General features: G+C 44.0%; 13 protein-coding genes and 1 pseudogene. 10 read left to right on the forward strand and 4 right to left on the reverse strand.

The features are described 5' to 3' along the window. From ACESM0_RS08065 to ACESM0_RS08090, 6 genes are all read left to right on the forward strand, one after another. Positions 1–427 (forward strand): DsbA family protein (locus ACESM0_RS08065; RefSeq protein ID WP_372905383.1); only part of this gene is annotated, 427 nt, incomplete at its 5' end. 633 nt (positions 428–1,060) lie between these two features. Then, complete coding sequence (locus tag ACESM0_RS08070; RefSeq protein WP_372905385.1) at positions 1,061–2,041, forward strand: 6-bladed beta-propeller; 981 nt, start codon at positions 1,061–1,063, stop codon at positions 2,039–2,041. A gap of 14 nt (positions 2,042–2,055) precedes the next feature. Further along, complete coding sequence (locus ACESM0_RS08075) at positions 2,056–4,245, forward strand: peptidase domain-containing ABC transporter (protein WP_372905387.1); 2,190 nt, start codon at positions 2,056–2,058, stop codon at positions 4,243–4,245. A 288-nt stretch (positions 4,246–4,533) separates the two neighbouring features. Further along, complete coding sequence (locus ACESM0_RS08080; protein WP_372905388.1) at positions 4,534–5,862, forward strand: HlyD family secretion protein; 1,329 nt, start codon at positions 4,534–4,536, stop codon at positions 5,860–5,862. A 2-nt stretch (positions 5,863–5,864) separates the two neighbouring features. Continuing rightward, positions 5,865–6,953 (forward strand): lanthionine synthetase LanC family protein, encoded by a 1,089-nt coding sequence (locus ACESM0_RS08085; protein WP_372905390.1) that lies wholly within the window; start codon positions 5,865–5,867, stop codon positions 6,951–6,953. A gap of 161 nt (positions 6,954–7,114) precedes the next feature. After that, positions 7,115–7,744 (forward strand): galactosyltransferase-related protein, encoded by a 630-nt coding sequence (locus ACESM0_RS08090; protein WP_372905392.1) that lies wholly within the window; start codon positions 7,115–7,117, stop codon positions 7,742–7,744. 101 nt (positions 7,745–7,845) lie between these two features. Here the strand turns inward: ACESM0_RS08090 and istB are convergent, their stop codons facing one another. Then, positions 7,846–8,571 (reverse strand): IS21-like element helper ATPase IstB, encoded by a 726-nt coding sequence (istB, locus tag ACESM0_RS08095; protein WP_372905394.1) that lies wholly within the window; start codon positions 8,569–8,571, stop codon positions 7,846–7,848. Here istB and ACESM0_RS08100 point away from each other — a divergent pair. Together ACESM0_RS08100 and ACESM0_RS08105 are read left to right on the forward strand one after the other, a co-directional pair. Next, positions 8,570–9,112, forward strand: coding sequence for a galactosyltransferase-related protein (locus tag ACESM0_RS08100; protein WP_372905396.1), 543 nt, complete (start codon positions 8,570–8,572; stop codon positions 9,110–9,112). The two genes, istB and ACESM0_RS08100, sit on opposite strands and share 2 nt — an antisense overlap. Positions 9,113–9,511: 399 nt before the next feature. Then, positions 9,512–9,673, forward strand: coding sequence for a hypothetical protein (locus ACESM0_RS08105; protein WP_372905397.1), 162 nt, complete (start codon positions 9,512–9,514; stop codon positions 9,671–9,673). 191 nt (positions 9,674–9,864) lie between these two features. Here the strand turns inward: ACESM0_RS08105 and ACESM0_RS08110 are convergent. The 3 genes and pseudogenes from ACESM0_RS08110 to ACESM0_RS08120 form a co-directional block, all read right to left on the reverse strand. After that, positions 9,865–10,321 (reverse strand): annotated as a pseudogene (locus tag ACESM0_RS08110) (transposase). Between the two features lie 13 nt (positions 10,322–10,334). Further along, positions 10,335–10,664 carry a hypothetical protein gene (locus ACESM0_RS08115; protein WP_372905399.1) on the reverse strand — a complete coding sequence of 110 codons (330 nt, stop codon included), beginning with the start codon at positions 10,662–10,664 and terminating at the stop codon, positions 10,335–10,337. 323 nt (positions 10,665–10,987) lie between these two features. Further along, entirely contained in the window at positions 10,988–12,004 is a 1,017-nt protein-coding gene (locus tag ACESM0_RS08120; protein ID WP_372905401.1) for an IS5 family transposase, read from the reverse strand. A gap of 195 nt (positions 12,005–12,199) precedes the next feature. On the opposite strand from ACESM0_RS08120, the gene ACESM0_RS08125 reads away from it, so the two are divergent. Next, entirely contained in the window at positions 12,200–13,306 is a 1,107-nt protein-coding gene (locus ACESM0_RS08125) for a 6-bladed beta-propeller (protein ID WP_372905403.1), read from the forward strand. A 692-nt stretch (positions 13,307–13,998) separates the two neighbouring features. Then, a partial coding sequence (locus ACESM0_RS08130) for an efflux RND transporter permease subunit (RefSeq protein ID WP_372905405.1) occupies positions 13,999–16,155 on the forward strand: 2,157 nt, incomplete at its 3' end.

Consider the following 16,155-nt stretch of genomic DNA (forward strand, 5'->3'; position numbering starts at 1 on the left):
TCCGGAAAAGGTTAATTTATCCGTTCGGTTTTCACTATCTCAACAATCAGATGCAGTTGAAACGGACCCCGGAAGATACCTTCTTGGGTACTGGCTGACTGCATTAAATGGAACAGACGATCAGTCTTTCCAAGCGGAAAAAGTGTTAAAGGATTGGTTTGAACTATCTGATCTGAACCGGTTTCGGGAGAAGTATTCTTTTCAGACAAACGGGGAAAATCAAAACATCGATGCGGTTGTCAGTTACCATTCAGATTGGTTTAAAAAGGCGGAAATTAAAGGCACACCTACGTTTTTTGTGAATGGGTACAAGCTTCCAACACAATACCGGGTAGAGGACCTCAGGTATGTAGTAACAGGGTTTAGCGAAATGATTACAACTGAGAATGGCAACATGAAAGGAGTCGTTACTGCTCATGAAATTTGAAAAATTTGTCTGGAATCGAAGTAGAACGGACAAAAGGGTTTAATAACCTGGCCCTTGCTACAGAAAATTGGCATAAACAGGTTTAAATCAAAAACATAACCAAAAAGGTGAAAACGATGAAAGACTTATTAAATACAGGCCAGGCATTAGGCCGCTCGGAAATGAAGAAGATTATGGCAGGGAGTGGGGATAGCTTCACAAGATGTGAATGTTATAATATAGAAGGTGGAATGGAAGGTACCGTTCTTTGTACAGGCCTCGAGTACAATACGTGCTGCCAGCTTCAATATAGCGAAACTTTTGCCGCAAATTGTTCAAGTGCTTAACAATTTGATGCATGTGGAACGATATGCAAAAAATGTGGTAAGCAGGTTAGTTGAATTGCAGACATCCTACTTGCTTACCACACAAATTCTTATCTTAGAAGAGTATATGTGGTGTAAAAATAAGACCATTGCGCGTTATTTGATATGTTTTACGTGCGTTTTTTTATGTAGTTGTGATTACAGATCTTATCAAGAAATTCTTCCGGAATTCTTTTGGGAAAACACAAATATTCAGGTTTTCAGTGAATCTTTTGAACCTCAGTTAGCAGTTTCATTCCACAAAAGCAGTGTGATCCATGATTCAAAGGTGGCATTTTTTAATAATACACCTAAAATTGGAGTTGATTCGAATGAAAGGTTATATATAGAGGGGATCAAGAAAATACATGTTTTTGATAAGGAAGGAAGTCTTATAGACACCATCGGACGAGAAGGAAAAGGGCCGGGTGAGTTCCAGGTTATCCACAACTTTAAACTTCGAAATGATAAACTTTATGTATATGACGCAAACCTTTCGAGGGTAAGTATTTTTGATACGGATTCATTTGAATTAGTACACGAAATAGATATGCCAGTGATCAATGGGTTGAGAGGATTGGGGGAGTTTGACATACTCAATGACGAATACTTAGTCGTTGGCATGCCTGAAAACCGGAGGAGTGATGGCTCGGCAATCACTGAACGATTTATGCATTACTTTTTAGTTGATAGAAGGGGTCGTGCAAATGAATCACCAATACAGATTTCTAAGATCACAAACAATTTTAAGTTGACTAATGAACGAGGGATTACATTACCTCCTGTTCCATTCGACCGAACGACCTTATTTTCATTATCAGCTTCTGGTAAAATGTATTTTGTCTGGACAGATAAAGTTGCTATAAAAATATTTGATTCAGTAGGTGAATTTTTAAACGGAATTTTTCATCCTTTTCAGAATGTAGCCATTGAAAAAGATTCTGAATTTCCAGGATTCTTTCGGGTTATGGACATCATTTCAGATTCAAGAAGAATACTTGGTGACAAATTGCCTAAAACACATCCTGCTATATCTCAATTTTTTGTTGATGATTCAGATCTAATATGGATCTCTACCATCGTGGTAGATTTGGATGTATACGAGTGGTGGGTGCTTGATGAAACCGGCGAGCTGATCACCACATTCGAATGGACGCGGGATGAACCCATTGAGGTGGTAAAAAACGGCAAGATGTATACCCGCCAAACCGATGAAGAAACCGGCCTGCAACAGGTGGTGCGATATCGTATTGAATGGGAGGAGTTGTAAAAAACATAGTCTGAATGAAAACTTTCCCTTTTTACAAACAATTTGACCAAATGGATTGTGGCCCGACCTGTCTGCGGATGGTATCTAAACATTACGGCCGGGCTTATACTATGGATACCCTGCGCCAAAAGAGCGGCATTAACCGCGAGGGGGTATCACTACTGGGCATAAGTGAGGCTGCCGAGGAGATTGGCTTTCGGACGGTTGGGGCAAAATTGACCTGGGAGCAACTTAAAGGAGAAGCACCACTGCCCTGTATTATTTACTGGAATCAGGTTCACTTCGTCGTGGTTTACAGGATAAAAGGGGATACAGTATATCTTGCCGATCCTGCAAAAGGTAAGGTTACCTACCAAAAAAAAGAGTTTTTACAGCAATGGCTGAATACAAAAAATAGCGGTCAGAGTACAGGGATTGCCCTGTTGCTCTATACTTCTCCGGCCTTCTACGACCAGGAAGGAGCAACCGGCAACCGCCTTAGCTTCGGGATTCTGTTTCGCTATATATTGCCCTACAAGAACCTGTTGTTTCAGCTTGCACTTGGCCTACTGGCCGGCAGCATCCTGCAGCTCATCTTTCCGTTTCTTACCCAGGCTGTGGTGGATATTGGTATCCAAAACCGGGATGTCAACTTTATCTACCTAATCCTGATGGCGCAGCTTATGCTCTTTTTCGGCCGTACTGGAGTAGAGTTTATCCGTTCCTGGATTCTGCTCCACATGAGCACCCGCATCAACATCTCCATCTTGTCCGATTTCCTTATCAAGCTGATGAAACTCCCGATGCCCTTTTTCGACACCAAAATGGTGGGAGATATTTTGCAGCGGATGGGCGACCACTCGCGGATTCAGAATTTTTTAACCAGCCAGAGCCTCTCTACATTGTTTTCCTTTATGAACCTGCTGGTTTTTTCACTGGTTCTCGCATATTACCACATGATGATCTTTACCGTTTTTCTTGTGGCAAGTGTTTTCTATGTCATTTGGGTTGTTCTCTTTTTGAAGAAACGCCGTGAGCTGGACCACCGCCGGTTCGGGATCTCTTCGAGCAACCAGAGCACAGTGATTCAGCTCATCCAGGGGATGCAGGAGATCAAACTCAATAACTGTGAGAAGCAGAAACGGTGGGAGTGGGAGCGCCTCCAGGCGCGACTGTTCCGCTACCAGGTGAAGAACCTGGCCCTGGAGCAATACCAGCAGGGCGGTGCGTTTTTCATTAATGAAGGGAAGAATATTGGCATCACGTTTATCTCGGCTATTGCCGTGGTGAACGGCCAGCTTACCCTTGGGGCGATGCTGGCTATCCAGTATATCATCGGCCAGCTCAACAGCCCAATCCAACAACTCATCGGGTTTGTGCAGTCCACCCAGGATGCACTAATTAGTATGGAGCGGCTTAATGAAGTCCACGAGAAGGAGGACGAAGAACCCGCGGATACCATGTATACGTACCAGCTTCCGAAAAAAAGAGATATCCATCTCAAGAAACTTCTGTTTACCTACCCCGGGGCCGGGAATGAGCCGGTTTTAAAAGATATTGACCTGCTCATTCCGGAAGGTAAAACCACGGCCATTGTCGGGATGAGCGGCAGCGGCAAAACCACGCTGTTGAAACTGCTGCTGAAATTTTATCCACCCGAAAAAGGGGAGATCCGGATCGGTGACCGGAACTTCAAAACACTGAGCCCCCGGGTATGGCGCAGCCATTGCGGGGCCGTGATGCAGGACGGATTTATCTTCTCGGATACCATAGCCAACAACATCGCTGTGGGCGAGGAGTTGCCTAATATCGAGAAGCTGGAACATGCCGTCCAGGTTGCTAATATTCGGGCGTTTGTCGAATCGCTACCGTTGGGGTTTAACACCAAAATCGGGGCCGAAGGCAATGGTATTAGCCAGGGGCAGCGACAAAGAATTTTGATCGCCCGCGCAGTGTACAAAGACCCGGAATTTCTCTTTTTCGACGAAGCGACAAACGCCCTGGATGCCAACAACGAACGGGCGATTATGGATAATATGAAGGAATTTTTCCAAAACCGAACGGTGGTGGTCGTCGCCCACCGTCTCAGCACGGTCAAAAACGCAGATAACATCGTGGTACTCGAAGAAGGCCGGATCATTGAGCAGGGCACGCATAGTGAACTGGCCCGCAAGGGAGGAGCTTATTTTGAATTAGTGAAGAATCAACTGGAACTGGGTAATTGAGTTAAAAGTGATGAAAAGTGAGAAGGCAAAAGTGAAAAAAACAGGGATTGGGATGGAAAATCCCCTCTCGAGAGGGGAAAAGCGAAGGCAAAAAGGCAGAGCCTGATTTGCCAAGCGAGGGGTGTGTACTCGTTGCATAGAACATCGATTTGATCGAGCATACCCCAGATCAAATCGCTGGACGCTCTTTGATCTGTCCCCTATTGCCGAAGGCATCCCTTGGGGCAAGAGGGGATTTCATTCTCCCTTTTTCACTTTTGCCTTTTCACTTCTTACTAAACCAAACCTATGCCTGAACATACAAATAACATACCATCAACTTCCGGGTCTCAAAGCCGCCGACTTTCCGAACTGGATGTTCGCAGCGAGGAAGTGCAGGAGATTATTGGGCGCCCGCCACACTGGCTGATCAGGTGGGGAATAATGGCCTTTTTCGGGGTTCTGGGAATGGTGCTGCTGTCGGCGGCGGTCATCAAATATCCGGAGGTGATTCATGCTCCTCTTCGTTTGTCGGCGGTGGACGCCCCTCAATCGCTGGAGAGCCGAATTAGTGGTAAACTGGTGCGGATTACCGTTAGTAACAACAGCCGTGTGGAGGAGGGCAGTGTACTTGCCTGGCTGGAGAGTACGGCACAGCATCAGCAGGTACTGAAACTTGATGAAATGGTAGATTCAATGCGGGTATGGCTGCTGGAAGGCAGCCTGCAGCGAATGAATGGTTTTAATACCGGCCAATTTACAAACCTGGGTGAAATTCAGAATACCTTCCAGGGATTTGAACAGGCTTACCGGGAGTTTGTATCGTATTTGCCTGGTGGATTCTATTCCCGCCAGCGGGAGATTCTGATGCAGGAGATGGATTATACACACCAGTTGATGGAACAACTTCACCAGCAAAAAGAGATTCAGCAGAAGGAGTATAATCTCACTCAGAGGGAAGTGGAAATGAAACGGCGTCTGGCCGAGAACGATCATATAGCCCCGATCGAACTCGACCGGGCCGAGGCAGAGCTGTCGGCCCGGCAGTTGCCTTTGCAGCAAACCGAATCAGCGATCATCAACAATGTTGTATCCCAAATCGCCAAGGAGAGGGAGATCATGGAGCTCGATAAACGAACAGAAGATCAGGTTTCGATGTTTCTTCAGTCGATAAACCTTCTCAAAAGCGCCATTTACGAATGGAAAACCAATTATCTGGTCACGGCTCCGTTTGGCGGCAGGGTAGTGTTTGCCGGTATTTTGCAGGAAAACCAAAACCTGGCGGTGGGGCAGCGGCTATTCTACATCCAGCCCGATAATACATCGTTTTTCGGTGAGCTGGCGGTATCCCAGCAGTCGTTTGGCAAAATTGAGGAGGGTCAGCAGGTACAGGTGAGGTTCAGCGGGTATCCGTACCACGAATTTGGTTCAGTCATTGGACGCGTAGAGTACTTTTCTGACTTCCCGGTGCAAGACAGTCTCTTCTTTGCTGAAGTCCATTTCCCAGAAGGTCTGGTGACCAACTACGGGCGGGAAATTACCCCCCGGAACGGAATGACGGGTCAGGCGGAGATTATTACGCAGGATATGAGGTTAATTGAAAGGGTAATAAACAATATTACTAAAGAACTAAGGTAAAGATGAAACATAACGTATCGGGAAAATTAAAACTGATAAGGGAAACGTCTGAGGAACTAATTTTGGGAGCCAACAGTCCAGGACTTCTAAATGGAAAGATGGGCGGGGTATTATTTTTTTATCAGTTGGCGAAAAGAACAAATAACGAGGAATGTGAGCAGATTTCCGATTCTCTGCTAAATCAAGTTTACAAAGATATAGAAAACGAATTTATTCCAATCGAATTTGAAAACGGTTTAGCTGGCATAGCCTGGGGTATTGAATATCTAAAACAAAATGGGATGGTAAAAGATCCGAAGAAGGATGTTTTAGAAAGAATAGATGACAGGATCTACCAACATATTTGTTCTTCTGACGAAAGTCCTGTTGGATTTCTGAATGGAGATCTGGGGCTCATTTTATATGTCTTGTCAAAAGTGAAGAGGATGGAGCAACGATCAAATGATTTGCCAAACAGTCTTCATGAACGAATTTTGATTGAACTTGTAAACCGGCTTAGCGACAAGATCGAAAACCGTAAAATTAAGTTTGAAGAACCACCTTCTTTTGATATAGTCTGGGATCTGCCTGTCTGCCTTTGTATGCTGGGAAAGGTGGCAAAAACAGGTCTTTATGATATCAAATTAGACCGGATTTTCGATGAGTTATCTCCTGTTGTTTTATCCCTGTTTCCGCGTTTGCAGAGTAACAGGTTAAATTTAAGCCTGGGCATGTTATCCATTCTTCAACACCGTAAAATGAGAGACTGGAAGGAACACATTAACCGGCTTATTGAAAGTATATCTTTAGAAAAAATGATTCAGCAGGAATTGTATAATAATAATTTGACCTATTTGGATGGAATTGCAGGTGTTTCAGCAATAAGCCGAAAGGTGGCACACTTGTATCCTAAGTGGTATCCTCAGATTCCTGCTACAAACATGATTGAAGCCATAACCTCATCCCCATTTTGGGATGATTTGGCAAACGATATGATGAAAAGAAACAACATAGGTTTGATATCAGGATTAATGGGAATAGGGCTTGAACTGATTTATTTGGATGAGTATTGCAAGCAAAACATCAAACTCGTTAATCCGAAGACAGCATGAACAGAACTGAAAAAACATCCCTGCAAGATACAACCTTTTTAATACCCGTCAGGCTTGATTCTATAGTTCGCCTCGAAAATCTTATTTCTGTTGTAAACTATTTAGATGTTCACTTTAAGACGATTATTCATGTATTGGAGGCGTCGGCTTATAATAATGGATTGATCAAAACGTATCTTAGCGATCACATTCACTACCGATTTATTGAAGATTTTGACCCCATTTTCCATCGCACAAAATATATTAATGAATTGGTTAGAGATAGCGAGACACCATATGTAGCTATTTGGGATACAGATGTGATTATTCCACCTCAACAAATTTCATCATCTGTAAATAGGCTGCGCAAAAAGGAAGCACATTTTATCTTCCCCTACCAGTATTATTTTTTAGAAACATCAAAAATAATTCGCGAAAAATTTATTCAAACAGGGGATGTTTCAATTCTTAAAAAAAATGAAGGTAAAATGAAGAAACTCTATACCCCAAACCCCTTGGGAGGAGCTTTTTTCTGTAACAAAAAAACCTATATCAAAATCGGAATGGAGAATGAAAATTTTTATGGTTGGGGAAGAGAAGATGGTGAAAGAGTTGTACGGGCAAAAATTTTCGGTCATGGATTTGCACATGTTGAGGGTCCTTTGTTTCATTTAACGCATGATCGAGGAATAAACAGTAAGTTTCATTCTTCAAGGCAGGATGATATAAAAATGTCTGAAGTTTTCCGGATTTATTCGATGAGTAAAGATGAATTAAAAGAAGAAGTAAAGAATTGGTATAGAAATAAATGAATGATGACTGATTTTGATTATTCCGTACAAGCTGCCCCCCTGGTCTGGAGAAGCTGACTCCTCTTGGATCTGGTTGTGGTGATTTATTAGCTATGACAATATTACTGTTTTTTCCTCATGCTTTCACCACTTAATTCTATCCGGTGTGCGGTGTGTATTAAACGGTCCAAAATGGCATCGGCCAACGTGGCATCTTTCAGGTATTCATACAACTGGCCTACCGGCAATTGCGAGGCGATCACGGTGGACTTTTTTCCGTAGCGGTCTTCAAGTATCTGAAGCAACGCCAGCCGGACATCACTTTGCAAAGGCTGAAGGCCAAAATCATCGAAAATCAATACCGGGATTTTTTCGATTCGATTCAATTGCTTGATAAACGTCCCGTCGAGTTTGACCAGCGTAATTTGCTCGATAAAACGGTTCATATTCAGATACAACGTTTTATAACCCATCAGGCAGGCCTGGTGGCCGACCGCACAGGCCAAATAGCTTTTCCCGCACCCGGTGGCCCCGGTAATGAGCAGGTTCTCGGCCCGGTCAATCCAGCTGCATTCGGCGATCATGGACAATTGTTCACGGGAAAAGTTGCGCTGCTCGCTGCAGGTTACTTCCTCCAGGCTGGTGGCATACCGTAATTTGCTCAGCCGAAGGTAGGTCTCGGTGCGTTGGTTGCGTTTATACTCATATTCATGCTGGGTTAGCTGCCCCAGCAGAGCGTGCGGTTCGGGGTGTTGATGGATCGGCAAGGCAAGAATGGCCTCATAACTGCGAGCCATACCATGAAGTTTAAGTTCACGGAGTTGATCCAGGGTGGCTTGTGTATTCATGATTTTAGATAGTTTAGACGTTAATGGTAACTGTCCGGAATATCCAGTTTGGGAGGCTGATGTGATTGTAAGCCCAGTGCAGATACTTAAATCAATTGAAATGCTAAGAAACCAGGAAGCCGATTTTGTTTCCCCATACCAGGATAAGGCTCTTGATACCACTCTTATTGTAAGAGAACTTTATTTTAAGACTCTTGATTTTAGCGTTTTGCAAGATAATTGCGACAATATGATCGAATTATATGCTTCATATCCTGTAGGTGGAGGATTATTTGCCCAGAAAGAAAGTTACATTGAGGCGGGTATGGAAATTGAAAAATTTTATGGGTGGGGCAGGGAAGATGGTGAGAGAATCAATCGATGGAAGAAGTTGGGGTATCGTTATGAACGTATACATGGACCACTTTTTCATTTAACACACGAACGAGATGTCAATAGCCGGTTTCACTCTCCAACACAAGATAATATTAAATCATCTGAAGTATTTCGCATCTATGGGATGTCCAAACAGGAAATGATTCAGGAAATTAAAACATGGTGAAAATTAAGAATTGTGATCTATCATTTTATCTAAATGGTTTGTGGAATCACTTTATATATAAGATTTTCAGAGACTCATTCATTTTGTGATAGTGTTATCCATCATAAAATATTGGCATTCACTCTGTTTGAGAGTAATCTTTACTCCTACTATAACAGGGGTGCGGGAAGTTGTGTATTTTTGTATTATATGGGTATGTGCTTGCTATAGAAGCAAGAAATAAGAGGCAGAAATCTGGTTTCAATCCCAAGTTTTACCGGGATAAATCAGGATAAAAATCAAACCAAACCAAAAAGGTGAAAACAATGAAAGAATTATTAAACACAGGCCAGGTGTTAGGCCGTTCGGAGATGAAGAAGATTATGGCAGGGAGTGACTGTAATTTATATAAATGTTGTTATGATAGTGGTTGTAATGAGACCTGTAAACATTGTGAAGGTGGACAGGGATGTTATTGTGGGGTTGGTGGGACTCTTACTCCATGTTGTTGGTAATACTCTCTATGAACTGACTACATATACTATTCCCAACTTTAATAAGTCTGATTTTGAATTATTGTGAATCATAGACCGATTGAAACAGAAACACTTCTCATTTTCTTTTTTGGATTCATAATTAATACTTCAAGAGGGCTTTGAATTACCCTCGATTTTCTGAACTTCAGATTTTTAAAGTCACGTTCTTTCAAATAGTGTATTTTTTTGACCAATTATGGCTGTTTTGAAGCGGCTAAATGGCCAATTTACAGCCATTCAGCCGCTCCCAGCCATACTCCACCCATCAGGTTGACTTTGCCGGGGTAATTTCTGCTGTTTTTTCGACCAGGTAATACCGCGTTCAATGTTCCAGCAGATGGATGCCATTACAAAGCGGGCTTTGTTTCTTACCTTCGTTTTGGCCCGTGCCCATCGCAAGCCATAGCGATCTTTGATTGATGTAAACGGATGTTCCACTTGCGAACGAACCTGCTGGTGACGCCCATTTCGTTTTTTCTGTGTGGAACTCAGCGGGTCACCCCGTTTTCCTTTATCCAGGATGCCAGTACCAGCCGTTGTCTCTGGCCATCTGTTTGAGGCTATCACGGTCGTAGGCTTTATCGCCAAACAAGCTGCGCTCATTCTCACACACCAGGTCTTCTAACTCCGTGCTGTCGTGAGGCGCGGCTGGAGTAAAAGCAATCTTTCGAATGAGTTTACTACCCGCATCCACGCCAATATGGCCTTTATAACCAAAGTCCTTTGGCGTCCAGTTGATCGGTGATCTCCTTAAAGAGTTCCTCGACAAGACCCTCGCTGGCCAGCATATCGCAAAACCGCCAGAAGGTAGTAAAATCCAGGACGGCCTGATCCAGCTGCGGGTCACTCAGCTGATACAAGTACTGAAGAAAAAATCCGCGAATCATCCACCGAACCGGTTTACGGGGCTGTCCGCCCTTGGGGCCAGTTTTGTCAATGCGACGGCCAAATTCGTAGAGTGGCTGCCAGTCGATCCACTCGTCAATTTCTTGAAGGCGTTTGTAGAGCGAGAGACTTGCTTGGCATTGCTGGCCCATTGGTCTAAAATGCTGAGTTGATGTCTTTTATCCATGGAAAATCCTTTTTAATTGCACAAATACTGAATCAGTTGCCGAATTCTACAAATCAACCATCAAAACTCGAAATATCAGGGGTTCAGCAAAGCCCTCTCATGTTGCAAATAATTTATTCTATAGAAGGCTTTGAAAAACCCTTCGTTGTTCTTTGATTTAATTTTTGTGGCTGAATGTTGATCTGATTTTCATACAGTGGACAACATTTCTGCCATCTTTAGGTCGGCAAACCTTGTTAGAGGCCTTCAAAAGGCCCTGAAAAGCCAATTTTATGCTCATTTTGCGTTTCATAGAGCTACCGATCCAACGGATCTGGTTTTTTTAAGTAAAAATCCGGCCCTGTTCAGATTCCATCCAATGCAGGCAAAGAGAAATCGCAACCGGTTTCGAGACTGGTTTTTGGCTCGCATGGCAACCAGGTTTGCCTTGGTCTTCATCCATGCAAATGGATGCTCCACGGCGGCCCGAACACTGTTTAACTTGCGGTTTCGTTTTTTCTGAGAACTCGAAAGCGGCTGACTGCGAGCGGCTTTGTCCAGCACCCCGTAGTACCAGCCGTAATGGCGGGCCGAATATTTGTGATGGCTATCCACATAGGCTTTATCGCCAAATAAGGCCTTCTCGTCATAACTAACCAGCTGTTCGGTTTGCGTGCTGTCATGCACATTGGCCGGGGTGAAGGTGGCCTTACGAATGAGTTTCGACTCCACATCTACTCCCACATGGCCTTTGTAGCCAAAATACCAGGTGCCGCCTTTCTTGCTCGATTTGGCATCCGTGTCGATTTGCGGGGACGGGGTTTGGGACAACTCCTTGCGCTTTTTATCCGAGAGCGGACGCCCCGAAGACGGAATAATAGACGCGTCGACAATGGTTCCTTTTTTGACCATCAGGCCTTTGGCTTCCAGTTGCTGGTTAATCAACTCAAAGATGCGTTCGTCCAGGCTGTGGCTGCTCAGGGCTTCTTTGAACCGCCAAAAAGTCGAAAAGTCCGGAATCTCTTGATCCAGGTTGATCCCAACAAACCGCTGAAAGCTCAGCCTGTCAATCAATTGATCTTCCAGCTGGGGATCACTCAGGCTGAACAGGGATTGCAAAAACGTGGCTTTGATCATCCAAAATGGGTTTTTACGAGGCCGACCACCGGTTTTGGTATCGGTTTTATCGATGATCGAGATGTCCCGGACCAGGGGCTGCCAGTCGATGATCTCGTCAAGCTTTGCCAAGTGTTTGGAAAGTTTGCTGATTTTTTTCCTGTTTGAAAGAAGTCCGTCGCCAAAGCTTAATTGATCACCGTCAGCCATGAAAATATCTGATTTTAGATGAAGATTTAGGTCGAACCAAAAATAACTGAATTCAATTAAAAACTCACGAACTCAGGGGGTTTTGCAAAGCCTTCCTATAATTTATATCTAAAGATGTAATATCTATAAATTTATTAATATAATAATCAATTTATAATAGAAAATTATATAAAAATGTTTAATTAGAAAGAAATTATGATACTATTTTTATATGTTTTTACTCTTATAAGTTGTGTCAGTGAGAATGAGTACGATAAAGAAATAAATGTAGATATAAAAAATATTGATAACTATGATACTATAGTCTCTATAGAGTATGATATAATTGGTGTGCCTACGATTTTAAGATATGATGGCAATTCAAATTTATTCATCTATGATGTAGCTCAAAACAAAATTATGCACTTAAATGATAATGGAAGTGTATTGAACGAGATTGGCCGGCCCGGAAGCGGTCCTGGAGAATTTTGGTGGGTTAATAATATTATTATTACTAATAAATCACTATTTGTTATTGATAAAGGGCAGTTTTTGATTCATAAATACAATTATAATGGTGAATTTCTTTCATCATTAGATTTTGGAGAATTAGGATTTCATTACAGACTCCCACCTATGAGTACAGCAATAATCCAATCTCCGGATGTAGTATTTGAACCATTTATTTTATCTGACGATACTTTATTGTTTTCTTCTATTCATATTGAAAAAGAGGTAGATAAAATCTATGAAATAAGAGATTGGGGAGGAACTCAGCTTGCAGAAGTTGGAGAAATTCTTGAGGGTAGTACCTTTACCATGAACCCGGTTAACCACAGGACAGCGATTTCAAATCGGGAGATTCCACCTGTGGATAAATCCAATGCTTTTCCGGTTGCTGACCGTGCAAACCCTGATGAGATTTTTCTCATTTATAATGCAATTCCAATGATTGCAAAGTATAATACTGACGGAAAAAAACTATGGTCTGTCGAAATTCCAGATCTCCCAGAAATTGATTCTGTTGCCGTTAGTTATTTTGAAACTATGGAAAAACTGACTCCGCAATCACGAATATTATTTCAAAAGTATATTTCAGGAGTAAGCAATAATGATGGGGAATTATTTTTAGGGACAAATTCAAATCCTACTGGGTTTAATTCATTTTGGATTCATCATTTTAATCAAAATGGCGACCTCATCCAGCGATATAAGATCATATCAGATGTAAATATACTACCGATATTTGATATTGATTTTAAAAATAAACGAATATTTGTGGTAACCGAAGTAGGAGAAGTCAGAGCCTATGAATTTAAATGAATTCTTAGCTTTTATGTAAGCAATGTTTATAGATAGCGTTTATTGCCGATTCAACTTAGGAAGTCAGAGGGTATCTGAAATGCCAAAATTTTCGCCCATGAGTTTGTACATGTTATGGGTCCTTTATTTCACTTAACGCATGACCGAGGAATAAACAGTAAATTTCATTCTACAAGGCAGGATGATCTAAAAATGTCTGAAGTTTTTCGGATTTATTCGATGAGTAAAGATGAACTACAAGAGGAGGTAAAGAATTGGCAAAGCAATAAGAAAATGATGGATGGAATTTCTCAATGATGTCAATAAAAGATGAAAATCGTCCCGCTATATATGAGATATCGAAATTTTTATATTTGATGTTTCGAGCTTTGATTTACCGGTTGGTATCCTGGGCACTCGAGTCCCTATTTGTGGTTGTTCTAATAAATAATGTTGTTGTTTCTATTGATAATCGCAACCATTTTTCTTCATTTGGGTGGATATGAAGATGACAAATATTACAAAATTCAGCTTTATAAAATCAAACAACGGTTAGAAGAGAAAGGTTTGTATTAAAAATATTTGCACGTAATAAAATAGTAAACTATAATCGTAGTAATGATTCGTTTATCTTCAACACGATAAATCGATAAAATTATATTCATCAGTTTTTGAAATTTATCATACAACCCTAACCGGCTGACCCTGATCTTTTGCTGCTAAACCGCCCCATAACTGCAATCATTCTCATTCTTGCAGCCTTCATTTTTGGAGGGCTGGCATTGTACGAACTGTCGGTAGATCTGCTGCCCGACGTGGATTCGCCGAACCTGGTGGTGCGGACCGACTGGCAGGGGGCGTCGCCGCGTGAGGTAGAAACGCGCATCAACGAACGTCTTGAGGCGGTCCTGAGCACCATTCCGGGCATCGACCAGGTACACGGTTTTGCCCGGCAGGGGCAGAGCGTCATCTACCTTAACTTCCGGTGGGGCCACAATATGGACCTGGCATTTCTGAATGTGCGCGAAAAGCTCGACCAGGCGCAATATGCTATGCCGGAGGAATCATCGAGGCCTCAGCTCATCTTTAATACCACGGCAGATGATCCAATCGCTGTGCTGGCCATCACCTCGAAAGACCGTCCCAATAGTGATTTTGATACGCGCCTCTCCCTCAAACGGTGGGCCGAACAGGTTCTCTCACGCAGGCTGGAACAGGCCGAGGGAATCGCACAAGTAGTACCGGTGGGAGCGGTGGAGCCGGAGGTACAAATCCGCTACCTGCCAAAGGAGATCGACCGGTTTGATTTGTCGCTGAGCGAGGTGCAGTCTCTCGTGCAGCAGGCCAACCTGTTTGCCACCAGCGGGGAGCTGCGGGATGGGTGGTACCGGTATTCCATGAAGATCCAGAGCCGCATCAACGAACTGGACGACCTGGATACGGTTCCCCTGAAACGGCTGGGCGATGGAAAAGTTCTGCTGATGAGCGACGTGGCGGAGGTCCGCCTGGATGAATCCGATCCCACATCTTTTGCCCTTCTGCAGGGGGAGCGCGTGCTGAACCTACTCGTCAAAAAGGAGTATGGCAGCAACACGGTGGAGGTGTTTGATACGCTCGTGCCGCTGCTGGATCAGATGCGCGAACTGCACCCGGACATCAATATTGAAATTCTTCGGGAGGACGCCACCTTCATCCGCAAGGCGATCTCCAACCTGCTTCAGACCCTTCTGATCGGCGGTGTGCTGGCCTTTTTTGTGCTGTTTCTTTTTCTGAACGATATTCGCACGCCCTTCACTATCGGCGTGGCGATCCCTGTCTCGATCTTTCTTACGTTTTTCGCGATGTACGGATCGGGCATTCAGCTCAATATTGTCTCCCTCAGCGGGCTCACGCTGGGCATCGGGCTTCTTCTCGATAATGCCATTGTGGTACTCGAAAATATCAACCGCCACATGCCGGCCGCGCCCTCGGTAAAACGGGCTGCCGCGGTGGGTACGAAAGAGATTGCCCTGGCGGTCACCGCCTCCACATTTACCACCATTTCTGTATTTTTGCCGCTCATATTTTTGGGCGGATTCGAAGGCGCTTTTTTCCAGGACCAAGCCTACACCCTTTCCATCAGCCTGCTCGCCTCGTTGTTTGTGGCGCTGATTATCCTGCCTGTGCTGGTTGTGCAGATCCTGGAACGGCGTAAAAAGAAGGCGGGGCAGGGAGAATCGGGCCAGCTCAATACCCGAAAGTTTTTTGACAACCTCCTGAACCGGTATGAGTCCAGCCTGCAATCGGTGTTACGAAAGCCGGTCTGGATGCTGACCTTTGCTACGTTCCTGGTAGCCGCAGCCGGATACGCATTTGTGATGGTGTCCAAAACAATGCTGCCGGAAGATGAACCTTCAGTGGTGAGCTACCGCGTACAGCTTCCGGGAAATACATCCCTGAACTCCACGGTGCAGGCGGCTGACGCGCTGAAGATGCGGATAGAGTCTGCCGGATTGGGTCACGGGAAAATACAGGTGGAGGGCGGCTTTACCGATCAAACCAACCTGGCCAATTTGGCGCGCGAAGGCCTGAATAAATTTTCGATATCGGTGCCGGTCAGCGGAGAAGGTGAGGCCCGGGAAGCAAGCGAGGTGATCCGACGGTTTGATGAGGATTTTGAGGGCTGGAGCACGGAACCGATCTCAGAAACACAGAGCTGGAGTGCATTAATCGGGGCGGACCAGCCGCCGGTGATGTTTCGCATGGTGGGTATGGACCGCGCGCTGAGCGAGCGAAGGTCGGTAGAACTGGAAGAGGCCCTTGCCGATGCCGGGGTGCCGGTTACGTTGAGGAAACAGTATGAGCAGGAGGTGGATACCTGGAACCTTCGG

Origin of the sequence: Rhodohalobacter sp. (assembly GCF_041686455.1) — a bacterium.
Lineage (GTDB): Bacteria > Bacteroidota > Rhodothermia > Balneolales > Balneolaceae > Rhodohalobacter.

Excerpts from the sequence above, each read along its gene's own strand:
- istB (WP_372905394.1), bottom strand. The coding sequence starts at position 8,571 with ATGAATACACAAGCCACCCTGGATCAACTCCGTGAACTTAAACTTCAT.
- ACESM0_RS08125 (WP_372905403.1), top strand. The coding sequence starts at position 12,200 with ATGATACTATTTTTATATGTTTTTACTCTTATAAGTTGTGTCAGTGAG.
- ACESM0_RS08100 (WP_372905396.1), top strand. The coding sequence starts at position 8,570 with ATGATTTTAGATAGTTTAGACGTTAATGGTAACTGTCCGGAATATCCA.
- ACESM0_RS08115 (WP_372905399.1), bottom strand. The coding sequence starts at position 10,664 with ATGGGCCAGCAATGCCAAGCAAGTCTCTCGCTCTACAAACGCCTTCAA.
- ACESM0_RS08120 (WP_372905401.1), bottom strand. The coding sequence starts at position 12,004 with ATGGCTGACGGTGATCAATTAAGCTTTGGCGACGGACTTCTTTCAAAC.
- ACESM0_RS08085 (WP_372905390.1), top strand. The coding sequence starts at position 5,865 with ATGAAACATAACGTATCGGGAAAATTAAAACTGATAAGGGAAACGTCT.
- ACESM0_RS08080 (WP_372905388.1), top strand. The coding sequence starts at position 4,534 with ATGCCTGAACATACAAATAACATACCATCAACTTCCGGGTCTCAAAGC.
- ACESM0_RS08075 (WP_372905387.1), top strand. The coding sequence starts at position 2,056 with ATGAAAACTTTCCCTTTTTACAAACAATTTGACCAAATGGATTGTGGC.
- ACESM0_RS08105 (WP_372905397.1), top strand. The coding sequence starts at position 9,512 with ATGATAGTGGTTGTAATGAGACCTGTAAACATTGTGAAGGTGGACAGG.